The sequence below is a fragment of the Blautia hominis genome (assembly GCA_002270465.1).
In the GTDB taxonomy this organism is placed as follows: Bacteria; Bacillota; Clostridia; order Lachnospirales; family Lachnospiraceae; genus Blautia; species Blautia hominis.
In genome coordinates, this window is record NQOF01000003.1 from 760,778 (window position 1) to 784,079 (window position 23,302).

At 47.2% G+C, this 23,302-nt stretch carries 19 protein-coding genes; 15 read left to right on the plus strand and 4 right to left on the minus strand.

Features of this window, described 5'->3' with window-relative positions; all coding sequences use genetic code 11:
- Nucleotides 1-199 precede the first annotated feature (199 nt).
- Together CI595_RS13865 and CI595_RS13870 are read left to right on the plus strand one after the other, a co-directional pair.
- On the plus strand, nt 200-709 hold the full coding sequence (locus CI595_RS13865) for an L-2-amino-thiazoline-4-carboxylic acid hydrolase (protein WP_095174055.1): 510 nt from the start codon (nt 200-202) through the stop codon (nt 707-709).
- Between the two features lie 140 nt (nt 710-849).
- On the plus strand, nt 850-1,800 hold the full coding sequence (locus CI595_RS13870; protein ID WP_095174058.1) for a GNAT family N-acetyltransferase: 951 nt from the start codon (nt 850-852) through the stop codon (nt 1,798-1,800).
- A 124-nt stretch (nt 1,801-1,924) separates the two neighbouring features.
- Here CI595_RS13870 and CI595_RS13875 read toward each other — a convergent pair whose 3' ends face one another.
- The 3 genes from CI595_RS13875 to CI595_RS13885 all read right to left on the minus strand — a co-directional run bounded on the left by CI595_RS13875 (nt 1,925) and on the right by CI595_RS13885 (nt 4,479).
- The gene (locus CI595_RS13875) at nt 1,925-2,956 is read right to left on the minus strand and encodes a M42 family metallopeptidase (RefSeq protein WP_095174061.1); all 1,032 of its coding nucleotides are present in this window, start codon (nt 2,954-2,956) and stop codon (nt 1,925-1,927) included.
- 67 nt (nt 2,957-3,023) lie between these two features.
- The gene (locus CI595_RS13880) at nt 3,024-3,758 is read right to left on the minus strand and encodes a queuosine precursor transporter (RefSeq protein ID WP_095174063.1); all 735 of its coding nucleotides are present in this window, start codon (nt 3,756-3,758) and stop codon (nt 3,024-3,026) included.
- The gene (locus tag CI595_RS13885) at nt 3,751-4,479 is read right to left on the minus strand and encodes a radical SAM protein (protein WP_095174066.1); all 729 of its coding nucleotides are present in this window, start codon (nt 4,477-4,479) and stop codon (nt 3,751-3,753) included. Before CI595_RS13885 ends, CI595_RS13880 begins: the two co-directional genes overlap by 8 nt.
- Before the next feature lie 344 nt (nt 4,480-4,823).
- Here CI595_RS13885 and nrdR point away from each other — a divergent pair, with 344 nt between their 5' ends.
- The 13 genes from nrdR (at nt 4,824) to CI595_RS13950 (ending at nt 22,444) form a co-directional block, all read left to right on the plus strand.
- Nucleotides 4,824-5,273 carry a transcriptional regulator NrdR gene (gene nrdR, locus CI595_RS13890; RefSeq protein ID WP_095174068.1) on the plus strand — a complete coding sequence of 150 codons (450 nt, stop codon included), beginning with the start codon at nt 4,824-4,826 and terminating at the stop codon, nt 5,271-5,273.
- A 467-nt stretch (nt 5,274-5,740) separates the two neighbouring features.
- Complete coding sequence (locus tag CI595_RS13895; protein WP_242986851.1) at nt 5,741-7,312, plus strand: ABC transporter substrate-binding protein; 1,572 nt, start codon at nt 5,741-5,743, stop codon at nt 7,310-7,312.
- Nucleotides 7,313-7,343: 31 nt separating this feature from the next.
- Nucleotides 7,344-8,288, plus strand: coding sequence for an ABC transporter permease (locus tag CI595_RS13900; protein WP_095174073.1), 945 nt, complete (start codon nt 7,344-7,346; stop codon nt 8,286-8,288).
- A gap of 15 nt (nt 8,289-8,303) precedes the next feature.
- Nucleotides 8,304-9,116 carry an ABC transporter permease gene (locus CI595_RS13905; protein ID WP_095174075.1) on the plus strand — a complete coding sequence of 271 codons (813 nt, stop codon included), beginning with the start codon at nt 8,304-8,306 and terminating at the stop codon, nt 9,114-9,116.
- Between the two features lies 1 nt (nt 9,117).
- Nucleotides 9,118-9,951 carry an ABC transporter ATP-binding protein gene (locus tag CI595_RS13910; protein WP_095174077.1) on the plus strand — a complete coding sequence of 278 codons (834 nt, stop codon included), beginning with the start codon at nt 9,118-9,120 and terminating at the stop codon, nt 9,949-9,951.
- Entirely contained in the window at nt 9,951-10,676 is a 726-nt protein-coding gene (locus CI595_RS13915) for an ABC transporter ATP-binding protein (protein ID WP_243135165.1), read from the plus strand. Before CI595_RS13910 ends, CI595_RS13915 begins: the two co-directional genes overlap by 1 nt.
- Nucleotides 10,677-11,289: 613 nt before the next feature.
- Nucleotides 11,290-12,510, plus strand: coding sequence for an aminotransferase class I/II-fold pyridoxal phosphate-dependent enzyme (locus tag CI595_RS13920; protein ID WP_095174081.1), 1,221 nt, complete (start codon nt 11,290-11,292; stop codon nt 12,508-12,510).
- 48 nt (nt 12,511-12,558) lie between these two features.
- Nucleotides 12,559-13,947, plus strand: a complete 1,389-nt coding sequence (locus CI595_RS13925) for an MATE family efflux transporter (protein ID WP_095174083.1) — start codon at nt 12,559-12,561, stop codon at nt 13,945-13,947.
- Between the two features lie 240 nt (nt 13,948-14,187).
- On the plus strand, nt 14,188-14,622 hold the full coding sequence (locus CI595_RS13930) for a MarR family winged helix-turn-helix transcriptional regulator (protein WP_065541015.1): 435 nt from the start codon (nt 14,188-14,190) through the stop codon (nt 14,620-14,622).
- Nucleotides 14,623-14,640: 18 nt separating this feature from the next.
- On the plus strand, nt 14,641-16,806 hold the full coding sequence (locus CI595_RS13935) for an ABC transporter ATP-binding protein (RefSeq protein ID WP_095174086.1): 2,166 nt from the start codon (nt 14,641-14,643) through the stop codon (nt 16,804-16,806).
- Nucleotides 16,799-18,643, plus strand: a complete 1,845-nt coding sequence (locus CI595_RS13940) for an ABC transporter ATP-binding protein (protein ID WP_095174088.1) — start codon at nt 16,799-16,801, stop codon at nt 18,641-18,643. The genes CI595_RS13935 and CI595_RS13940 overlap by 8 nt, the downstream gene beginning before the upstream one ends.
- Nucleotides 18,644-19,221: 578 nt before the next feature.
- Nucleotides 19,222-20,232 carry a 3-deoxy-7-phosphoheptulonate synthase gene (gene aroF / locus CI595_RS13945; protein ID WP_095174090.1) on the plus strand — a complete coding sequence of 337 codons (1,011 nt, stop codon included), beginning with the start codon at nt 19,222-19,224 and terminating at the stop codon, nt 20,230-20,232.
- Nucleotides 20,233-20,236: 4 nt separating this feature from the next.
- Nucleotides 20,237-22,444 carry a DNA topoisomerase III gene (locus tag CI595_RS13950; protein WP_095174092.1) on the plus strand — a complete coding sequence of 736 codons (2,208 nt, stop codon included), beginning with the start codon at nt 20,237-20,239 and terminating at the stop codon, nt 22,442-22,444.
- A gap of 384 nt (nt 22,445-22,828) precedes the next feature.
- Here CI595_RS13950 and CI595_RS13955 read toward each other — a convergent pair whose 3' ends face one another.
- Nucleotides 22,829-23,182 carry an ArsR/SmtB family transcription factor gene (locus tag CI595_RS13955; RefSeq protein WP_065541021.1) on the minus strand — a complete coding sequence of 118 codons (354 nt, stop codon included), beginning with the start codon at nt 23,180-23,182 and terminating at the stop codon, nt 22,829-22,831.
- Between the last annotated feature and the right edge of the window lie 120 nt (nt 23,183-23,302).

Sequence of the window (23,302 nt, forward strand, 5' to 3'; positions counted from 1 at the left end):
CATGCTATACTTATTAAGACGTAACTGGGCAGTTTTTTTCGTCCAGGACTTCCCGGACAGGACTTTTTTGGTCAGTGCAATCGTTTTGCATACCTGCAGAGCAGTTACGTTAAAGTAATATATACCACAAAATGCTGCGGATTACAACGGCAGCAAAATTAGTAGTATGATAGAGAGAAAAAGATTGGGGGGATATAATATGTCAAATACTTGCACATCTCAAATCCACAACGAACCGAAGATAAAAAATAAACTCATTCAGGCTGTCCGGGGACAGCTTGAGCAGCGGGCGGCCTGGCTGTATCTATTGTGTGACGAGGCCGGAAAAAGAGGGCTTGCCTGGGAAGATTTCGGAAGCGAAGCCATTCGCCGCTGTGGTCTTTCACAAGGCGGGGAGCTGGTCAGACAAGGGGGGACCAGCAGTTTGAAAGGCCTCAGAAAACAACTTTTTACCAAACCCGCCCAGTGGGTATTTGAGATGAAGATCAGAAAGAGCACAGACAAAGAGCTGGCCATTGATTTTCATTATTGCCCATTAGTGAAAGCCTGGCAGAAAGCCGGCTGTTCTGACGAGGAAATACGGAAACTCTGCGACATTGCCATGTGCGGTGACCATGGTATAGGTGAGGCTTACGGGGGACGGCTGAAGCTTCTGAAATCCATAGCCAAAGGTGATGATGTATGCCGTTTATATTACCACAAAAAATAATCCCGCATTTAAGTGTGTCTGGAAATTCATCCCGGTAATCTGTACAACCCACAAAAGGTGGTGTACAGATTGCCAAAAACCGTTTCAGATACATGCAATGGCAAGCTGCAGACATATTTTAACATCAAAAAGGAGAGTACATGAGGACTATCAATTTTACACGTGAACATATGGCAGATGCCAGAGAACTTGCCCTGCTATGTTACCGGGAAGAACGCAGCAGGGTACCTGTTCTGCCGGGTGCAGCGGAACTGCCTGATCTGACATATTTTGCGGACAATGGTCTCGGGGTGGCAGCATACGAAGATGGAAAGATGCTGGGGTTTCTATGCTGCACGGAACCCTTTGACCATGCGTTTGGCTCCACGGATGCCAGGGGAGTCTTTTCCCCCATGGGAGCTAACGCGGCAGTAACGCAAGACAGAGATAAAATATATGCTGCCATGTACCAGCATGCCGCGCAGAAATGGGTAAAGGCCGGGGCAGTCAGCCATGGCATCTGTTTATATGCTCATGAGGAAGCTGCGCAGCAGCAGTTTTTCAGGTACGGTTTTGGCCTGCGCTGCATAGACGCCATCCGAACTATGGAACCGATCGCCTGTAATCTTAACGAAGGTTATGAAATGGAGGAACTAACCGGAGAGACCATTGATACAGCATATCCACTGGAGGTCATGTTGAACCGCCATTTTTACAACAGCCCGCTTTTTATGAACCGGCCTTTGGCTTCCCGTGAAGTATTCTGCAGTACATTTACAGCAGATCAGGGCAGGTGCTTTCTGACAAAATACAAAGGAAAACCATGTGCATATCTCATGATATCACAGTCAGGTGAAACCTGTATCACGGAAATTCCGGAATATCTGCATATTACAGGAGCATACTGCCTTCCGGAATACAGGGGCAGAGGCGTTTTCCGGAATCTACTGAGTTATGCGGTAAATCTATTAAAAAAAGAAGGCTATACCTGTCTGGGGGTAGACTACGAGAGCCTGAACCCGGCAGCGTATGCCTTCTGGCAGAAATATTTTGCTGCGTATACCCACGGCCTTGTACGCCGAATAGATGAACATATCCTGCAGGTATTATAAGGATTCTTGATTACCGCTTATGATTTTTGCGGGATATGGAAGGTTCATCTGCGGTAGTCACTGAATGAAAAGGCAGCTGCCATTGTATTCGTGACTGCCGCAATGTTCAGACAGATGCACCGCTTTATCTAAGATATCCTTTTAAGAGCAGGAATGTATTCAGAACGCCGTCCACATGGCTTCTCTCGTACCCGTGTGAAGCATATACCCCGGGACCGATCAATCCATGCCGCACATCATATCCTGCGGTAAGTGCCACATCTGCATCTGACCCATAATGAGGATACACATCTACCGCATACGAAAGCCCCATATCCCGGGCTGTTTTCACCAGTGATGTAACTAAATCATAATTATAAGGCCCCCTGCTGTCCTTGGCACAGATAGATACCTGCCGCTCTGTGCAGCTAAGCCCCTCACCGACACATCCCATATCCACAGAGATCACCTCCGTCACCCCATCCGGAACAGAGGCAGCTCCGCCGTGGCCCACCTCCTCAAATACGGTCATATGCTGATAGACTCTGTTTTCCAGCGTTATCTTTTCATCCTTCACATATTTTGCATAACCCAGTAAAACAGCTGCACTGAGTTTGTCATCCAGAAAACGGCTTTTAATATATCCCGATCTGGTTATCACTGTTCTGGGATCAAAACATACATAATCCCCTGTGGAGATCCCAAGTGCGGCTGCATCCTCCCTGTCAGCGATAGGTTCATCCGGCACGATCTCCAGGGTATCAAATGTTCTTCCGGTCTTATCATACTTCCCGTTTACATGGACCGAAGCATTGACAAGCTGGCAGGTTCCCTCATAAATACCGTCAAAACGGGTAATGATCCTGCAATTTTCCGCCTCTGCATTATTGGCGTTCATTCCGCCTATAGGTGTGATCTTCAGCCGTCCATTACTCTTGATCTCTGAGACCATAGCACCCAGGGTATCCACATGTGCTTCCAAAAGGACCCCGTTTGCCCTGTCACCGCTTTCCAGGTCCACCAGCACGCCCCCTTTGACGGTTTTTTCAGGGAGATATCCCAATCTTTTATATTCCTCCATCAGATAATCCGTAACTTCCTGTGTGTATCCCGACGGACTGTCAATTGCCAGAAGCATTTTCATCTGTTCCAGTATGTATTCTAAATATTTGTCCATAATAAATTCTCCTCCTGATCTAAAAACAGAGTGCATACTGTTTTCAACAGCAGGCACCCTGAACAAGTTACAATTCAAGCGCAGCATTTTTCTTTTTTGCCGCGGCTCCATCTTTTTTATGTTTCATCCAACGCGCTAAATATACAAACGGTGTGTCAAGCAGACTGGTGAATACAAAAATCACATAGCTGGAAACACAGATATGCAGAAGCACCGGGAGCGGATACATGCCCCAAAATGCACCAAAGGTATATAACACGGTATTCAAAAGCTGCGATACCAAGGTGGAACCGTTATTACGCAGCCATAAAAAACTTTCCGCATCTCCAAACCGTTTTGTGGTAAATGCCCACCATTTATGATAGGCCCACACATCAAATTTCTGAGACACCGCGTAAACCAGCAGACTGGCAAAAAGCAGGCGCGGTGTGTTGGAAAAGATCGTATGGAACGCGGGACTTGCCCAGTCGTTAGCTGAAGGTGTATATAAAAGCCACATCTGGGAAACCAGTATAAAACAGCAGGAGGTACAGATTCCCAGGTTGACGGCTTTCTGTGCCTGTTTCTTTCCGCCGACCTCACTGATAATATCGGTCACAAGAAAAGACGAGGCAAACAGTACATTTCCCAGGGTCTGCTCCATGCCAAAAGCCTTCACCATGAGCAACACTTCAATGTTGGCAGTGATGGTACAGAAAACAGTCCATCCATACAGGCCGGACACATCAAAAAAGTAATATGCCAGCAATACAAAACTATAGATCAGTACCAGGGATACAATTAACAAAATTTCATTACTCATATTTGTCACCTACCCCAAATTCCGTATTTTCCATCAGGATATCAACCCGCTCATTCCCTATATAAACAGGATAAAGAGTTTGGGCAAATATCCGTATCACATCCCTGTCCGGCTTCATTTTAGTGGAATTCTCCACCATAACATTGATACAGATCCTCTCAAAGAAAGAAAGCCCTGTCTCAATATCACTTTTCATAGAAGCATACGTCTGACCTGTAAGGCCGAACAACAGACATACTTCGTCTGCGTATTTGGCAATTTCCCGGGGAGAAGCGGCAGCAATTCCCTTTTGGAGAACCTTTTCACGAAATTCCTCATCAAAAGTCTCCACCCCCATCTTGATCTTCAGACAGATACCTTTTTCTGCGAAAAAATCACGTGCTGCCTGAATCGCATCCTTATGCATCCAGTGACATTCAAAATGCAGCTCCCGTATCCCTCTTTCCGCACAGACCTCACGAATCAGTTGTAAAGTCCTCTCATCCAGGTCACAAAAACTACCTGAGTTGATCACTTCCAGTCTGTGAAAACAGCCTGTGACCTTAGCAAGCTCGACCTGATTCAAATGAAAGTTAGCTTCCTCATCCCTGGAAAAATCCAGATGATAATCACAGAATGTACAGCGGCGCCATTTACAGCCGCTTCCCCGAAGGAGCAAAATCTCCCGGGGATTCTTTTCCCGTATGACACTATAACGGTTACTTGGTTCTTGAATACTCATTTTTTTCTCTCCTTAGTTTTATTTATAGACAGGATGGTTACGAACTGTCTTTTTGGAATCCACCAAAAAACAGGGGGTTCCATGAGGCACATTCTAGCAGAAAGCCTGCAAAAATACAAGGGAAAATCATTGACGTAAGACGTCTATCTGTACTATACTAAGCCATAGATAACTTTACGTAACTATTCAGGAGGTCTGCGCATTCACTGCGCTGACCGTAAGAAAGTGTACCACGGCCAAGCAAAAATCCCATCGCCAAGGCGATTTTGCATGGATTTTTGTCTGTAACTGTGAGGATACTGAACAGTTATAACTTTACATAACATATCAAGGAGGACTTTTAAATGAAATGTCCATTTTGCAATCAAGACAACACCCGTGTCATAGATTCCAGACCGGTTCCAGATAATAATTCCATCCGAAGAAGGAGACAATGTGACGAGTGCGGCAAGCGCTTCACCACCTACGAGAAAATAGAGACGATCCCTCTGGTGGTCATCAAAAAAGACCAGAGCCGGGAGCAATACGACCGCACCAAAATCCAGGACGGCATCATGCGTGCCTGCTACAAACGTCCAATCTCGGTGGAACAGATTGAGAAGATCATCGACGAGATCGAAACTGAAATCTTCAACAAAGAAGACCGTGAAATCCCCAGCACCCAGATCGGTGAGATCGTCATGGACAAACTAAAAGACCTAGACGCCGTAACCTACGTCCGTTTCGCCTCCGTCTACCGCGAATTCAAAGACGTAAACACCTTCATGGACGAACTAAAAAAAATCCTGAATTAATTTTAAACAAAGTGCGTTCATCATAAATTACGCAAAATAAATATCATCCTCACCTATTTACTAAGCCCACCCATCAAACCTTCCGAAGCCATCCCGCTGCACCCCGCCAACACTCTCCCCCGGCAACATTATTTTTTCAGCCAAAACCTACAGGATTTGGAGGGGATGCGGGGGCCTGGGTGCGGGGGAAAATTCAGTAGGTTTAGTGGAGCGGCTGGCAGATCCACCTGCGGCAGTCACTTAATGAAGAGGCCGCTGCCGATGAATTTAGTGAATGCCAGCAGGTTAGCTGCCTGCCAGCGGAACGTCGGATGAATCTTCCCCCGCACCCAGGCCCCCGCATCCCCTCCAAATCTCGTAACCCTCCCCATGTATCCTAAATAATACTTGCAATCCCCCCATCATTTCGATACAATAACCATGACAATTAAATAATGAGGGAACTTCTAATGTTTAAAGGAGAAACCATGAAAAGAGCAAGATTAATTTTAACACTTCTCTTTGCACTTACCCTGACTACTGTACTCGGCGGCTGCCAAGACAAAAAGGAAAGCGGTAAAGAGTCCAAAAACAACGAAAGTTCCACAGAAACAAAAGCGGAACCAACCATGGGAGGTTCCATTGTAGTAGGAATTCCTCAGGATATAGAGGATAGTCTTGACCCACACAAATCGGTAGCGGCAGGAACCAAAGAAGTCCTATTCAATATTTATGAAGGCTTAGTAAAGCCGGATGAAAAAGGCAATTACATGGATGCAGTAGCCCAGTCGCACACCATTTCAGAGGATGGCAGGACCTACACCTTTACACTGCGTGAAGGCGTAAAATTCCACAATGGAGCGGACGTTACCGTAGACGATGTGAAATATTCGATCGAGCGATGCGCCGGTATCACGGAAGGAACAGAACCGTTGATAGCGGCGTTTTCTAATGTGGAAAACGTTGAAACTCCCGATGACAAAACCATTGTCATCCATTTAAAAGAAGCCGACACAGAATTCCTGGCATACCTGATCGTGGCAGTTATCCCAAAAGATGTGCAGGACCTGGCAACCAATCCGGTGGGCACAGGCCCGTTTATGTATGAGTCCCGCTCCCCTCAGGAGAATATTAAGATCAAAAAATTCGCAGACTACTGGGATAGTGAGCATCAGGCATATCTGGATGAAGTCACCTTCAAAGTGGTAAGTGACAGCAATGCCATTGTGACGGGATTAAAAGGCGGCTCCCTGGATATGATGGCACGAATTGACTCCAACCAGTCTGCCCAGCTCAAAGGAGAGGATTTTACGATCTATGAAGGCGGCATGAATCTGGTACAGGCACTATATCTGAACAATGCGGAAGCCCCCTTTGATGATATAAAGGTACGTCAGGCTCTCTGTTATGCAGTGAACCGTCAGGATGTCCTGGATATGATCGCAGACGGAAAAGGAACCATAATCGGCAGCAGTATGTTCCCGGCTTTTGACAAATACTACATGCCTGAACTTGCAGACAAATACCCACAGGATGTGAAGAAAGCAAAAGAACTGCTGGCTGAAGCCGGATATCCGGATGGATTTGACATGACCATCACCGTACCGTCCAATTACCAGCAGCATGTGGACACGGCCCAGATTTTGGTGGAGCAGTTAAAACAGATCGGTGTCAACGCAGAGATCCAGCTTGTGGAATGGGACAGCTGGCTCAGTGATGTGTACGGTGACAGGAAATTCCAGTCCACTGTAGTTGGTGTGGATGCAGCTTATTTAAGCGGCCGGGCCCTGCTGGAGCGCTTTACCTCAGATGCTTCCAAAAACTTTATAAACTTCAGCAATGAAGAGTATGATAAACTCTATCAGCAGGTAAAGAAAAGCACAGATGACGAGGAACAGACAGAACTTTACAAAAAGATGGAAACCATTCTGGCGGATGATGCGGCAAATGTCTACATCCAGGATATGGCATCAGAGGTTGCACTGAGAAAGTCATACGGCGGCTTTACATTCTATCCTTTGTATGTGCTGGATATGGCAAAGATTTATAAGATAAAATAAAGAATGGGACACGGAAAAGGAGAAAGACAGAATGAAATATATTGTGAAAAAAATAGGTACTCTCATTATAACATTGTTAATTGTCTCTTTTCTGTCTTTTATGGCCTTTTCCGTGATTCCCGGTGACGCAGCAAAATCAAAACTGGGAACAGAGGCCACAAAAGAACAGGTAGAGGCATTACAGCATGAGATGGGGTTAGACAAACCGGTGCTTGTCCGTTACGGTCTGTGGCTAAAGGATTTTGTGACCGGCGATATGGGGGAATCCTACAGCTATTCCATGCCTGTCCGGGATATGCTGGCAGATAAAATACTGATCAATATCACTATGGTGCTGATAGGATTTTTAATTATCCTGCTGTTTTCCATTCCGCTCGGTATTTTTACTGCACAGCATGAGGGCGGCAGGCTTGACCGCCTTCTCATGACCTGTAATCAGGTGATCATGTCAGTACCCGGATTTTTTCTGGGTATCTTGATCACGTATTTGTTCGGACTGGTGCTCAGGTGGTTTACGCCCGGCGCGTATGTATCCCCCTCAGAAAGCTTCGGGGGATTTCTGGCATACCTCATAGCACCCAGTATAGCCATCGCACTCCCCAAAAGCGCAATGGCAGTGAAGATGCTGCGCAGTTCTGTGATCACACAGCTTCGTATGGACTATGTGCGGACTGCCTACAGTCGGGGAAACAGGGCAGGACGGGTCCTCTACAGGCATGTCTTGAAAAATGCACTGATCCCGGTGCTCACTTTCTGGGCTATGACCATTGCCGATATTATGGCAAACAGTATCATTCTGGAACAGGTATTTACCATTCCCGGTATGGGCAGTCTGTTGATCACTTCCATATCCAACAGGGATTACCCGGTTGTCCAGGGAATCATTGTGCTGATTGCGGCTATGGTGGTTATCATAAATTTCGCAGTGGATATTTTATATGGAAAAATAGACCCACGGATCCGCATGGATGCATAGGCAGGAGGAGAGAAGATGAGAAAAGACAGAAAAAAAATGCCGGGCAATTTGTTCGTCGGCGCTTCCCTTGCAGGATTCATGCTGTTGTTTTTATTGATCGGACTTTTGTATACCCCTTATGATCCGGATGCCATGAGCGGCGGAGCAAAATTTGCGGCACCTTCTTTGGCCCACCTGTTTGGATGTGACCAGTTTGGGCGGGATATTTTAAGCCGTGTCATGAAGGGGACGGGAACCACCTTTTTTGTGGGTGCGGCAACGGTCCTGATCGGAGGCGGGGCCGGACTTTTGGTGGGTGCGTTTACCGGATATTTTGGCGGGTGGCTGGACGAGGTGCTGATGCGTTTCAATGACGCTGTGGTTTCGTTTCCCAGCATTTTGCTGGCACTGGTATTTATCAGTATTTTAGGACCGGGAAAATATAACGTGATCCTGGCCCTTGGCGTGGTATTTATCCCAAGCTTTGCCCGTATGACCAGAAGTGAATTTATTTCCCAGAGGGAAATGGATTATGTAAAAAGTGCGAGACTGATGGGTGCATCCCATCTGCGGATCATTTTTGTGCATATTCTTCCCAATACGCTTCCCACAATTCTGGCAACGGCTGCCATTGGATTTAATAACGCTGTTTTGGCTGAGGCGGGGATGAGTTATCTGGGGATCGGCGTGCAGCCGCCGGATGCCAGCCTTGGAAGAATGCTGTCGGAATCCCAGGCGTATCTGGCAACAGCCCCCTGGTGTGCCCTGTTTCCGGGGGTGGCAGTTATCCTCCTGGCACTGGGATTTTCTTTGCTGAGTGATGGTCTGCAGAAGAAAGGCGGGAAGTGATATGGCGTTATTGGAAATAAAAAATCTGGCAATTGAATTTCATGATACAATCCCGCCTACGAAAATTGTGGAGGACATTTCTTTTTCTATGATGGAAGGAGAAATACTGGGGATTGTAGGAGAATCGGGTTCCGGAAAAACACAGACAGCTCTGTCTGTCATGGGACTTTTGGGGGAACACGCAAGAATGCCCAGGGGAGAGATCCTGTTTCAGGGCAGGGATATTCTGAAAATGCCAAAAGAAGAACTCTGGAGTATCCGGGGAAAAGAAATAGGCATTGTTTTTCAGGAACCCATGACTTCCTTAAACCCGGTAATGACAATCGGTGAACAGGTGGAAGAATCCATGGGCATCCACAGCTCTTACAGCGCACAGGAGCGAAAAGCAAGGGCTCTGGCGATGATGAAAAATGTGGAGCTTCCCAATCCGGAACTGTTGTACGGAAAGTATCCCCATCAGCTCTCAGGCGGTATGCGGCAGCGGGTCATGATCGCGGCAGCGCTTGTGATGGAACCTAAACTTTTGATCGCGGATGAGCCAACCACAGCATTGGATGTGACCATACAGGCACAGATCTTAAAACTCCTTCAGAGAATCAATAAAGAACAGGGTACGGCAATCCTCTTTATCTCCCATGATCTGGGAGTTATCCGCCACCTCTGCAGCCGTGTCATTGTGATGAACCGGGGGGAGGCCGTGGAACAGGGGAATGTGCAGGATATATTTGAACATCCTTCCATGGAATATACCAGGAAGCTTCTGGCTGCCATACCAAACCGAAGGACCTCGCTTAGAAAACGGGCGGCAGTGAAACAGGAAAGGAGTGATGGGTGATGGGACCTGTACTGGAAGTGAAGCATGTAAGCGCATCTTACCGGGAAGGCAGGATAGAGCAGCAGGTTTTAAAGGATGTTGATCTTATTGTCCGGGAGAATGAGATCCTGGGGCTTGTGGGGGAGAGCGGATGCGGAAAAACCACGCTTTCCAAAGCAATCTTAGGATTTGTGAATGTGCAGGAAGGTGAGATCATACATCACACGAAACATCCGCAGATGATATTCCAGGACCCATATTCTTCCCTCAATCCGGGAAAACGAGTGGAGTGGATTCTGGAGGAACCGCTGCGCATGCAGAAAGTTCCAAAAGAGGAGCGCCGAAGAAGAGTCCTGGCTATGGCAGAAAAGACGGGGCTTTCCAAGGAACATCTGAAGCGGCATCCCCGGGAATTGTCCGGCGGTCAGCGCCAGAGGGTGAGTATAGCGGTTTCCCTACTCCAGGGGGCACGGTTTATTATAGCGGACGAACCGGTATCCGCATTGGATGTGACGATTCAGAGGCAGATCATGGAACTGATCATAAAGCTTCAGGAGGAGATGAAGTTCTCTGTTCTTTTTATTTCCCATGATCTGAATGTGATCTACCAGATGTGCGACAGGGTTCTGGTGATGAAGGATGGAAGGATTGTGGAGGAAGGGGATGTGGAGGAGGTCTTTTTAAATCCCAAAGCTGCATATACAAAAGAGTTGATGGCAGCAACATTGGATGTGGAAGGAATGTGACATTTGGCGGACGCCGGGTCTGGTCATAAGCCTGCCTGAAACGCCCGTACAGGCAGGCTTTATGACCAGACCCGGCTGTTTTTCTAAGAAGCCAGCGTAATTTATAGGCCCTTCTGTCCGCGTTTTATCCATTTATTTGATGACTAGCGATTGCCAACTGTTCCACATTCAAAGTCAGCCGAACCCGGCCGCAGGCTTCCCCGCACGGGCGTTTAGGAGCGTTTAGAGAAGCTTACAAGATCCATGCGTTAGCAAGCACTTAGTGAAGAGCCCTAAGGCGATGAACTTAGTGCGGCTTACGCATTAGCTTGGAAGTTCTCTGCTCCCGCCCGTGCAGGGAAGCCTGCGGCCGGGTTCGGCGTCCGGGATGCATTCCCTAACCGTTACAAACATAGCACTTTTTAACATATAAAAAGCATCATGCCGCTTGCGTTTTCCACGGCGAAGTGATAAAATTTTCAACATGATCAGCAAAAATTTTCCATTTGATACAGATAGGAAAGAAATTGTCTGAGTAGACTTCACGGCAGCCGCGTGAAAAAAGATATGCCTGAAAGGGCATATATAATGCTCCCAGAGGAATATATTGGGAAAAATGGAGAGGAGAGCTAACATGAGAACTTTTGATAAATCTTCAAAATTGGACAACGTTTGCTATGATGTCCGGGGACCGGTGCTGGATGAGGCGAACCGGATGCAGGAGAGTGGCATTGATGTTTTAAAATTAAACATCGGCAATCCGGCACCTTTTGGTTTCAATGCGCCGGAGGAAGTGATCCTGGATATGATCTACACACTCCGGGATTCTCAGGGATATTCAGATTCCCACGGGATATTTGCTGCCAGAAAAGCAATTATGCAGTATTGCCAGATCAAAAAAATAAAAGATGTTGCCCTGGAGGATATCTATACGGGTAACGGCGTCAGTGAACTCATCAATATGGTAACCCAGGGGCTTATTGATGACGGGGATGAGATCCTGGTACCTTCCCCGGACTATCCGCTGTGGACCGGCTGTGTGACACTGGCCGGAGGAAAGGCTGTGCATTATATCTGTGATGAGCAGTCGGACTGGTATCCGGATATAGAAGATATGCGCAGCAAGATCACGGATAAGACGAAAGCCATTGTGATCATCAATCCCAATAACCCCACGGGGGCTGTTTATCCGAAAGAGGTGTTGGAGGAGATCGCCGCCCTTGCCAGAGAGCATGATCTGATGATTTTCTCTGATGAGATCTATGACCGTTTGACCATGGACGGTGTGGTCCACCATTCCATCGCTGCCCTGGCTCCGGATGTGTTCTGTGTCACCATGAACGGCCTTTCCAAATCCCACATGGTGGCAGGTTTCCGCTGCGGATGGATGGTTCTGAGCGGACCGAAGGAGAGGGCAAAAGGGTATATTGAAGGGCTGAACATGCTGTCCAATATGCGCCTCTGCTCCAATGTTCCGGCACAGTCTATTGTGCAGACAGCCCTGGGTGGGTTTCAGAGTGTCCAGGAATACCTGCAGCCGGGGGGACGTATCTACGAACAGCGGGAATATATCTACAAAGCAGTCAATGATATTCCCGGACTGTCAGCTGTGAAGCCAAAAGCGGCTTTTTACATCTTCCCGAAGATAGATACAAAACGTTTTCATATTCTGGATGATGAGAAGTTTGTCCTGGACTTTTTGAAAGAGAAGAAGGTGCTCCTCACCCACGGCAAAGGATTTAACTGGGGGGAGCCGGACCATTTCCGCATTGTCTATCTGCCTAATCTGGAACAGCTGAAAAGCGCGGCAGACAAGCTGGCTGATTTCCTGAGCGATTATCAGCAGAAGCTTTAAACATGGCACGCTCTGGGCCGGTCTTGTTGAAAGGAAGTGTAGTAATTAATGCAATGGATGAAAAAACTGCATGAGGCCCATAAGGAGGAGCATGATTTTTCCCAGGGAAATATCCCTGGGAATATTTTAAGGCTTTCGCTGCCGCTTATGGCAGGGCAGTTTATCAATGTGCTTTACAGTATTGTGGACAGAATGTACATAGGACGTATTCCGGGGGCAGACTCCTCTGCTCTGACCGGCGTGGGGGTCTCGTTTCCCATTATCACGGTGGTCATGGCGTTTGCTTTCCTGATCGGAACAGGGGGGCCTCCACTCTGCTCCATCGCAAGGGGAAAACAGGAGGATGACAAGGCAGAGACGATCATGGGAAATGCTTTTGCCCTGGTGGTGATCGCCGGTGTTCTGATCATTATCCTGGGTCTTTTAGTGAAACGGCCTCTGTTGTATGCGCTGGGCGCAAGTGATGCCACATTTCCCTATGCAAATGATTATATCAGCATTTATCTGCTGGGCAGTGTGTTTGTTATGATCAGTATGGGGATGAATGGATTTATAAACTGCCAGGGGTTTGCGGGAATCGGTATGCTGACGGTACTGATCGGGGCTGTTATCAATATTGTGCTGGACCCTGTATTTATTTTCCTGTTTCATATGGGAGTCCGGGGAGCGGCAATTGCCACAGTCATCTCCCAGGCGGTATCAGCCCTGTGGATCGTGCGGTTCCTGACAGGCAGACGGACCCTTCTCAGACTCAGGGCAGGGTGTATGAAGCTGAAGATCACATATGTGAAAGACATTCTGGCTCTTGGGCTTTCCGGGTTTATCATGCAGGCCACCAACTGTATGGTACAGATTGTCTGCAACGTTACGCTGCAGAGCTTTGGCGGGGATGTCTATGTGGGTGTCATGACCATCATCAACTCTGTGCGGGAAGTTCTGAGTGTCCCTGTCAATGGTTTTACGCAGGGGGCACAGCCGATCATAGGCTATAATTATGGTGCGGGTAAATATGATCGGGTAAAACAGGGAATTAAATTTATGTCTGTCATCTGTATTGGATATACCACGGTGGTCTGGATCCTGACCATGCTGGTACCCGGCGCCTTTATCGCCATTTTCAATGGAAGCGGGGAACTGATGGAGGCAGGCGTCCATGCCATGAGGATCTATTTCTTCGGATTCTGCTTTATGTCCCTGCAGTTTTCCGGGCAGACGGTCTTTACAGGCCTTGGAAAAGCTAAACAGGCAATTTTCTTTTCCCTGCTCAGGAAGGCTGTGATCGTGGTGCCGCTCACCCTCATCCTGCCCCACATGGCCGGTCTTGGAGTAAACGGCGTGTTTTTGGCAGAGCCAATCTCGAATTTTATCGGCGGCATTGCCTGTTTTGTTACTATGCTGTGTATTATGTGGCCTGCGCTTTCCAGGAAAAAAGCATGACGAAAAAAAGAATAGTGATCATGGATATGCATCGTGCGATTGACGAAATTATCGTCTGCACGGTGCTTTTTTTTGGCTGTTTTTTCGTTAGCCGGGTGTAACAAAAAGATTAGACGGCTAATAAAATAAGATAAAGAAAATATAAAAAAAGGATAAAATGTAGAGGATTATATTGAAATATGATAAATATTGGGATAAACTAAGTTAGTCGACTAACTAATGAGAAGGGAGGCGGTAGAGATGATATGCAAAAATGATGACAGTCTGCAAAGTCTGTTTTTAAAAACAACCCATATGTATTTTGGCAGGGCCTATGATGCGCTGCGGGAGATGGATGTGCATCCCAGGCAGGTGCCCATGCTTCATCTGCTGGGGAAAAAAGAGGGATTGAGTCAGCGGGAAATATCACAGGAGATGAAAATAAAACCTCCCACAGTAGCGGTCTCAATTAAAAGAATGGAGAAATCGGGTCTGATCATCCGCAGGACGGACGAGAAAGATCAGCGCATGAGCCGTATTTATCTGAGTCCCAAAGGACGCGAGCTTACCGAAAATGTCCAAAAAATGGTGGAAGACAGTGAAAATGCCATTTTCCGCGGCTTTTCTGAGAGCGAAATCTGTCTCATGAAACGGTTTTTCAAACAGATGATCGAGAACCTGGAACAGACCAAATAAACTAAAAGGAGTGACACCATGATAAAAATGTTTCATTACATGAAAGAGCGCTGGTACTATATTGTGCTGATCATTGCTCTTTTATTCCTGCAGGCCAATTGTGACCTGGCTCTGCCGGATTACACATCAAAAATCGTCAACATAGGAATCCAGCAGAAGGGGATCGAGGATGGAGTTCCGGAAAAGATCCGGAAAGAGTCCATGGAAAAGCTGTTTCTGTTTATGGAAGAAAAAGATGTTGATACTGTAAAGGATGCCTATACATTAAAAGGTGATACTTATGAATTAAAGGAAATGCATACAGACAAGAGAGAAAAGCTGAACAGCATTTTCGGCATGCCCATGATGGCTGTGGAAGGGCTGGAAGAAGGCGGAGACCAGGTGGAGCAGATCAAAGAAAAGATGCAGCTTCCCAAGGACGCAGATCTTTTCCAGGTATTTTCACAGATGCCAAAAGAACAGCTTCTGGAAATGATGGATGCCATGACCTCAAATATGAAAGATATGCCGGACTCCATTGTGACACAGGCGGCTGTGCAGTATGTGCAGCAGGAGTACGAAGGACAGGGGATTGATGTGGATCAGATGCAGATCCGCTATATTCTGATGTCCGGTCTTAAAATGCTGGGGCTGGCACTTGTCATCATGCTGGCAGCCATAACCGTTACATTTTTATCGGCAAAGGTAGCGGCAATCCTGGGACGGAATCTGAGAAACGGCGTGTACCGGAAGGTTATATCCTTTTCCGGTGAGGAGCTGAATCATTTTTCCACAGCGTCCCTGATCACCAGAAGCACCAATGATATCCAGCAGGTACAGCAGGTATTTGCCATGATTTTCAGGATCGTGCTCTATGCGCCTATTCTGGGTATCGGCGGTGTCTTAAAAGTTCTGCAGACTGACGCCTCCATGACCTGGATCCTGGGTGTGGCTGTTGTGGCAATACTGATCCTGGTGGGACTGCTCTTTAAGATTGCAATGCCCAAGTTCACCAAACTGCAGTATATGATTGATGAATTGAATCTGGTTTCCAGGGAGATACTGACCGGTATTCCGGTCATCCGGGCGTTCAGCCGTGAGAAACACGAGGAGGCGCGTTTTGAGGATGCCAATGACAGACTGACAAAGACCAACCTGTTTGTCAACCGCTGTATGACATTTATGATGCCGGCTATGATGCTGATCATGAATGGTATTACCATTTTGATCGTCTACAACGGAGCTCATGCAGTGGATAACGGAACCATGCAGGTTGGAAATATGATGGCATTTATGCAGTATGCCATGCAGATCATCATGTCCTTTTTGATGATCACCATGATGTCTATTATGCTTCCTAGGGCAAGCGTTGCAGCTAAGCGTATCAATGAAGTTATGAATACAGAGATTTCCATTCTGGATGGTGAGGCCGGTGCACTGCCGGACAAAGGATCCAAAGGAGAAGTGCGCTTTGAACATGTGGGATTCTCCTATCCGGGGGCTGATGAGGAGACACTTACTGATATTGATTTCTCAGCACATAAAGGTGAGACCGTGGCATTTATCGGAAGTACCGGAAGCGGAAAAAGCACCCTGGTGAACCTGATTCCGAGATTTTTTGACGTAACATCAGGGCGGATCCTGGTAGACGGAGTGGATATCCGGGATATGAAGCTCACGGATCTTAGAGACCGTGTCGGTTATGTTCCGCAGAAGGGTGTGCTCTTCTCCGGAACCATTGATTCCAATATCCGTTACGGAAAAGAGGATGCAACGGACGCAGAGGTACAGCGTGCAGCTGAAGTAGCCCAGGCTTGGGATTTCATCCAGGAGAAGGAAGAGAAGATGGAATCTGAAATATCCCAGGGAGGCACCAACGTATCCGGTGGTCAGAAACAGCGCCTCTCCATTGCCAGAGCCATTGCGAAACGTCCGGAGATCTATATCTTTGATGACAGTTTTTCTGCCCTTGACTACAAGACAGATGTGGTGCTCCGCCGTGCGCTGAAAAAAGAGACCAAGGATGCCACGACCCTGATAGTCGCACAGCGTATCAGCACAATTTTACATGCAGACCGTATTCTTGTTCTGGATGAAGGACGCGTGGTCGGTCAGGGAACCCATAAAGAGCTTTTGAAATCCTGTGAGGTATATCGTCAGATTGCCATGTCACAGCTGTCGGAGGAGGAATTGGCTAATGAGTAATACTGCGAGAAGACCGAGAGGGCCGATGGGTGGTCACGGAAAAGGAATGCCGGGGGAGAAGGCAAAAGATTTTAAGGGAGCCATGAAACGCCTGGTGAAATACATGGAACGGTATAAGTTCCGTTTGATGCTGATGATCCTGTTTGCTGTGGGAGGCACGGTATTTAATATTGTGGGACCTAAGATTTTAGGCAAGGCCACCACAGAGCTGTTTAACGGACTGGTGTCCAAGATAAACGGCGGCAGCGGGATCAATTTTGACAAGATTGTTCAGATCCTTTTGGGATGCCTCTGCCTGTACCTGGTCAGCGCCCTGCTGTCCTTTATCCAGGGATTTATCATGACCGGGATATCCAATGATGTGACGTACAGCCTGAGAAAAGATATTTCCCAGAAGATCAACAGAATTCCTATGAAATATTTTGAGAGCAGGACCCACGGTGAGATCCTTTCACGTATCACCAATGATGTGGATACTCTGCAGATGGGAATCAACCAGAGTGTGACCCAGCTCATCACCTCCTGCACTACATTGATCGGTGTGCTTGTGATGATGCTGAGCATCAATGTATGGATGACACTGGCTGCACTGCTGATCCTGCCTATATCCATGGCGATCATCAGTAAAGTCATGAAACATTCTCAGAAATATTTCCAGGCACAGCAGAAATATCTGGGTGAAGTAAACGGGCAGGTGGAGGAAATCTACAGCGGACACAACGTGGTTAAGGCCTTCAACAAGGAAGAGTCCGTGATCGGTGAATTTGAAAAGACAAATGAAAAGCTGTACAGCTCTGCATGGCGTTCCCAGTTTTTCTCAGGCATGATGATGCCTATCATGCAGTTTGTGGGAAATCTGGGGTATGTGATGGTTGCCCTTCTGGGCGGATTTATGGTAATTAAAAGTAAGATTGAAGTGGGTGATGTGCAGGCATTTTTCCAGTATATCAGAAACTTTACGCAGCCTATCCAGCAGATCGCCCAGGTGACAAATATGCTGCAGTCTTCAGCCGCTGCATCTGAGAGGGTGTTTGAATTTCTGGATGTTGAGGAGGAAGTGCAGACTGTGGAAAATCCCGCAGATGTAAGCCATATTGACGGCAATGTGGAAATCTGCCATACATCTTTTGGCTATGACCCGAATAAGATCATTATCCACGATTTCTCTGCTTCCGTAAAAGCAGGGCAGAAAGTGGCAATCGTAGGACCGACGGGTGCCGGCAAGACGACTATGATCAAGCTGCTGATGCGGTTCTATGATGTGAACACAGGAGAGATCCTCATTGACGGTCATAATATTAAAGACTTTAACAGAAGTGAGCTGCGGGAACTGTTCGGTATGGTACTGCAGGATACCTGGCTGTTCCACGGGACCATTATGGAAAATATCCGCTATGGACGGCTGGATGCCACAGACGAAGAGGTGATCGCAGCGGCGAAAGCAGCACACGCACATCATTTCATTATGTCACAGCCGGGCGGTTACCAGATGGTGCTGAATGAGGAGACAAACAATATTTCCCAGGGACAGAAACAGCTTCTGACCATTGCCAGGGCCATCCTGGCGGATAACAGGATCCTGATCCTGGATGAGGCTACTTCCTCTGTGGATACCAGAACAGAAGAACGGATTCAGAAGGCCATGGATAACCTGATGAAGGGCAGGACCAGCTTTGTGATTGCCCATCGTCTTTCTACGATCCGGGATGCGGATTTGATTCTGGTCATGAAAGACGGAGATATCATTGAACAGGGTACCCATGAAGCACTGCTTGAGGCAGGCGGATTTTATGCGAATCTGTATAACAGCCAGTTTGAGAGGGCTGAGGCGATGTAAATGCATTTCGACATTCTGCACGCCATGCTTTGCGGTATGTTTGCTCCCAATTCGGACAGCGCAGCCCGCTGTGCCTTCCTTTTGGATGTCAAAAACACAGGACAAAGGTCAAAACGCCGGACCTTTGTCCTTTTTTTGATTTAATCCTTCTGCCGAATAGTTCCAAAGAGGAAGATAAGACAGGCAAAATTACCGTACTGCCGCTCTTGGTCTCCTGAGCGTGTGTGGCAAAGGGGATGGAAACTGTCTTTTGTGACTTGTGATTTAAAGCGTAACAGTTTAAAGCGATAAATAAAATAACCATAAAGTTATTGACAAAGTAAGGGCGGGGGAGTATTATGAGGGATATCAAAGTGAGATTGAGGTTTTATTATGTCAGCAGAAATGAACGTATGGACAAAAGCATATTATTTTGGCTTTCTGGGTTATTTTTATAACGCAGGTTCTTTTTGCTACGGTAAAACATCTGTTTCATAAAGTCTTTTAGATTATAAAAGATAGTGAAAGCTGACCGGTGTTTGCGCGTAGCAGACATCGGTTTTTTATGTTTAAAATTTATTATATGGAGGATTAGGAATATGATCATTGTATTGAAAAAAGGCGCGGATGACAGAAAAGTGGAGGAACTGAAAAAGAGTCTGCTGGATAGAGGTCTGAAGCTTCACTTGTCAGAAGGACTGGATACCACGCTGATCGGATTGATCGGAGATACCACAGAGCTGCAGGAAGACCAGTTTGAGGCTCTGGAAGTAGTGGAGTCTGTCAAGAGGATCAAGGAGCCTTACAAGAAGGCAAACAGAAGCATGCATCCTGCAGATACAGTGATCGACGTGTGCGGAAGGAAGATCGGGGGCGGGAATTTTCAGGTGATCGCAGGTCCCTGTTCTGTGGAGACAAGAGAGCAGATGATTGAAGTGGCGGAGGATGTGAAAAGGTCCGGTGCAGGGCTTTTGAGAGGAGGGGCATTCAAACCCAGAACATCCCCGTACTCTTTCCAGGGTCTGGGGGATGAAGGGCTGAAGCTGCTGCTGGAGGCTAAGAAACAGACCGGGCTTCCCATTGTCACTGAGATCATGCGTCTGGGACATTTGGATTTATTTGAGGATGTGGATGTCATTCAGGTGGGTACCAGAAATATGCAGAACTTTGAACTGTTGAAGGAACTGGGAAAACTGAAAAAACCCATTCTTCTCAAACGCGGCATGGCCAACACTCTGGACGAACTGCTTATGAGTGCGGAATACATAATGGCAGGCGGCAATGAGAACGTGATCCTCTGTGAGCGGGGTATCCGTACCTTTGAAACTTCCATGCGGAACACACTGGATATCTCCGCAATCCCTATGCTGAAGAAAAAGACACATCTGCCTGTCATAATCGACCCAAGCCATGCGGCAGGGATCCGTTTCATGGTAGAACCTCTTACTATGGCGGCTATCGCGGCGGGAGCTGACGGAGTGATGATCGAAGTGCACAATAATCCGGAAAAAGCACTGTGTGATGGAATGCAGTCTTTGACACCAGCCATGTTTGACGATATAATGCAGAAAGTGAAGAAGACAACAGAATTTTTTGGAAAGGTAATGTAATTGCATGAAATCATTAGTTATAGCAGAAAAACCATCCGTTGCCCGGGATATAGCCAGGGTACTGGGATGCGGAAAAAAAATAAACGGCGCCATGGAGGGCGGCAGATATATTGTGACCTGGGCTCTGGGCCATCTGGTCACCTTAGATGACCCGGAAGGCTATGACAAAAAGTACAGAGAGTGGAAAATGGAGCACCTCCCTATGATCCCAAAGAAAATGGAGCTTGTAGTGATCAAACAGACGGCCAAACAGTACAATGCTGTCAAAACACAGCTCTACAGAAACGATGTGGGAGAGATCATCATTGCCACCGATGCCGGACGGGAGGGAGAACTGGTAGCCCGATGGATCCTGGAAAAAGCAAACTGCCGGAAACCCATCAAGCGTCTGTGGATATCCTCAGTCACTGACAAGGCGATCCGGGACGGGTTTGCCCACTTAAAAGACGGAAGAGACTACAATAACCTTTATGCTGCCGCCGTCTCCCGCGCAGAAGCTGACTGGCTGGTAGGAATCAATGCCACAAGAGCTCTGACCTGTAAATACAATGCCCAGCTCTCCTGCGGCCGTGTCCAGACACCAACCCTTGCCATGATAGCAAAACGCGAAGAGGAGATCAGAAACTTCAGACCCGTTGATTTCTATGGTATGACGGTTCTCTCCGGAGGCATTCAGTTTACCTGGCAGGACAAAAAGAGCGGTTCCTGCCGTTCCTTCCAGCAGGAGAAGATGGAATCCCTGTTAAAAGAGGTAAGCGCAGGCTCCCTGACCATAGAATCCATTGACAAAACGGCAAAAAAGACCTTTTCACCGGGCCTTTACGATTTGACAGAACTCCAGAGAGATGCCAACAAAAAATTCGGTTTCTCCGCAAAAGAGACACTGAACATTATGCAGCGCCTTTACGAAAACCATAAAGTCCTCACCTATCCCAGGACAGACTCCCGCTATATAGGAAGCGACGTGGTGGGAACCCTGAAAGAAAGACTGAAAGCCTGTGCAGTAGGCCCCTACCGCAAACTGGCGGGCAGCCTCTCCATGAAACCCATAAAAGCCAGCAAATCCTTTGTGGACGATAAAAAGGTAAGCGATCATCACGCCATCATCCCCACAGAACAATTTGTTCAGCTGGACCACATGACAAACGAAGAACGCAAAATATACGATCTGGTGGTACGTCGTTTCTTAAGTGTTCTCATGCCGCCCTTTGAATACGAGCAGACAACAGTAAAAGCCCAGGCAGCAGGAGAAATCTTCCTGGCAAAAGGAAAAATAGTAAAAAGTCCAGGCTGGAAAGAAGCCTACGACAGCGGCTGGTCCGACGACGATGACGAGGAAGAATACGGCACAAACCGGGAACCGGCCTTAAAAGACCAGACCCTGCCAGCCGTGAAAAAAGGTGATACTTTCCCCGCCTCTAAAGCAGAGCTGACCACAGGGAAAACAAAACCTCCGGCCCATTTTAACGAGGCAACCCTGCTTTCCGCCATGGAAAATCCCATAAAATTCATGGAGAGCCATGATGCAAAAGCAGCCAAAACACTGGGAGAGACAGGGGGCCTTGGCACAGTAGCCACCCGTGCAGACATCATTGACAAACTTTTTAATACCTTCCTGATGGAGAAACGCGGCAAAGACATCTACATCACCTCCAAAGCCAAACAACTTCTGGAGCTAGTACCGGAGGACCTGAGAAAACCGGAGCTGACTGCAGATTGGGAGATGAAACTCTCCAAGATCGCAGACGGAAGACTCAAAAAAGAAGCCTTCCTCTCAGACATCAAAGATTACACCCAGGACATCATCCAGGAGATCAAAACCGGAGACGGCACCTTCCGCCACGACAACCTGACCAACACAAAATGTCCTGTCTGCGGCAAACGTATGCTCTCCGTTAACGGCAAAAACAGCAAACTCCTGGTCTGCCAGGACCGTGAGTGCGGTCACCGGGAAACCATCTCCCGCACCAGCAACGCCCGCTGCCCCAAATGCCACAAACGCATGGAGCTCTACGTCAAAGGCAAGGAGGAGACCTTCATATGCCCCTGCGGCTACAAAGAAAAACTCTCCTCCTTCCAGTCCCGCCGCGAAAAAGAAGGTGCCGGCGTCTCCAAAAAAGACGTCCAGAAATACCTATCCAAACAAAAAAAAGAAGCCGCCGAACCCTTAAACAATGCCTTCGCCGACGCCTTCGCAAAACTAAAACTATAATCATCAAAAATAGAATCCTGTCAGGGGCTTTCCAAAACACAACAACCAAGAAAGCCCCCGGCATCTATAAAATCAATCATAATTCACAACAAGCCTTTATCTTAGCCTTAGAAATCTTTATCCTTTTCTAATCTGGCCTTTATAAATATGGCTTTTATAAATATGACCTTTATATATATGACCTTTTATATATAACCTTCGGCATTACCACCATCACAACCATCCGCCCACAACAGTCAGATACACCCCTGGGATACGGGCCATGGAATATTGGGAGCGAGTGGATAATTTTCCGTTAGAAAATTACCACAAGCGGACTATTCCGTGGCCCGTATCCCAGGGGTGTATCGTCCGTGAGCCATATCCCATGAGCCACATCTTCATCTACTCCTGCACATGCTCCAACCCCTGACTAAGTATAGTCTCCACATGTGCATCCGCCAAAGAATAATAAACCGTCTTCCCCTCCCGTCGAAACTTCACCAGCTTAATCTGCTTCAACACCCTAAGCTGATGCGAGATCGCACTCTGCGTCATATTCAGCACCGACGCAATATCACACACACACAATTCCCCGGCTGACAAAGCATACAAAATCCGAATTCTGGTAGGATCCCCAAAAACTTTAAACAGATCTGCCAGACCATACAGCGTATTGTCATCCGGTATTACCTTTTTTTGTATATGTTCATGCTTATGCACACAATCACACACATCTACCGTTTCATCCATTTTCATAAACAAATCATTCCTTTCATTCCTTTAGTTTATAGGAAAAAAACCTTTTCTGCAAGTATATCCAATGCAAAAACACGGTCATGTCTGATAAATTTATAGAATGTTTAGAAAAATTTTTCT

What these genes read in the sequence shown, in the direction of transcription:
- CI595_RS13865 (WP_095174055.1), top strand. Translation starts at nt 200, where the DNA reads ATGTCAAATACTTGCACATCTCAAATCCACAACGAACCGAAGATAAAA.
- CI595_RS13870 (WP_095174058.1), top strand. Translation starts at nt 850, where the DNA reads ATGAGGACTATCAATTTTACACGTGAACATATGGCAGATGCCAGAGAA.
- CI595_RS13875 (WP_095174061.1), bottom strand. Translation starts at nt 2,956, where the DNA reads ATGGACAAATATTTAGAATACATACTGGAACAGATGAAAATGCTTCTG.
- CI595_RS13880 (WP_095174063.1), bottom strand. Translation starts at nt 3,758, where the DNA reads ATGAGTAATGAAATTTTGTTAATTGTATCCCTGGTACTGATCTATAGT.
- CI595_RS13885 (WP_095174066.1), bottom strand. Translation starts at nt 4,479, where the DNA reads ATGAGTATTCAAGAACCAAGTAACCGTTATAGTGTCATACGGGAAAAG.
- nrdR (WP_095174068.1), top strand. Translation starts at nt 4,824, where the DNA reads ATGAAATGTCCATTTTGCAATCAAGACAACACCCGTGTCATAGATTCC.
- CI595_RS13895 (WP_242986851.1), top strand. Translation starts at nt 5,741, where the DNA reads ATGAAAAGAGCAAGATTAATTTTAACACTTCTCTTTGCACTTACCCTG.
- CI595_RS13900 (WP_095174073.1), top strand. Translation starts at nt 7,344, where the DNA reads ATGAAATATATTGTGAAAAAAATAGGTACTCTCATTATAACATTGTTA.
- CI595_RS13905 (WP_095174075.1), top strand. Translation starts at nt 8,304, where the DNA reads ATGAGAAAAGACAGAAAAAAAATGCCGGGCAATTTGTTCGTCGGCGCT.
- CI595_RS13910 (WP_095174077.1), top strand. Translation starts at nt 9,118, where the DNA reads ATGGCGTTATTGGAAATAAAAAATCTGGCAATTGAATTTCATGATACA.
- CI595_RS13915 (WP_243135165.1), top strand. Translation starts at nt 9,951, where the DNA reads ATGGGACCTGTACTGGAAGTGAAGCATGTAAGCGCATCTTACCGGGAA.
- CI595_RS13920 (WP_095174081.1), top strand. Translation starts at nt 11,290, where the DNA reads ATGAGAACTTTTGATAAATCTTCAAAATTGGACAACGTTTGCTATGAT.
- CI595_RS13925 (WP_095174083.1), top strand. Translation starts at nt 12,559, where the DNA reads ATGCAATGGATGAAAAAACTGCATGAGGCCCATAAGGAGGAGCATGAT.
- CI595_RS13930 (WP_065541015.1), top strand. Translation starts at nt 14,188, where the DNA reads ATGATATGCAAAAATGATGACAGTCTGCAAAGTCTGTTTTTAAAAACA.
- CI595_RS13935 (WP_095174086.1), top strand. Translation starts at nt 14,641, where the DNA reads ATGATAAAAATGTTTCATTACATGAAAGAGCGCTGGTACTATATTGTG.
- CI595_RS13940 (WP_095174088.1), top strand. Translation starts at nt 16,799, where the DNA reads ATGAGTAATACTGCGAGAAGACCGAGAGGGCCGATGGGTGGTCACGGA.
- aroF (WP_095174090.1), top strand. Translation starts at nt 19,222, where the DNA reads ATGATCATTGTATTGAAAAAAGGCGCGGATGACAGAAAAGTGGAGGAA.
- CI595_RS13950 (WP_095174092.1), top strand. Translation starts at nt 20,237, where the DNA reads ATGAAATCATTAGTTATAGCAGAAAAACCATCCGTTGCCCGGGATATA.
- CI595_RS13955 (WP_065541021.1), bottom strand. Translation starts at nt 23,182, where the DNA reads ATGAAAATGGATGAAACGGTAGATGTGTGTGATTGTGTGCATAAGCAT.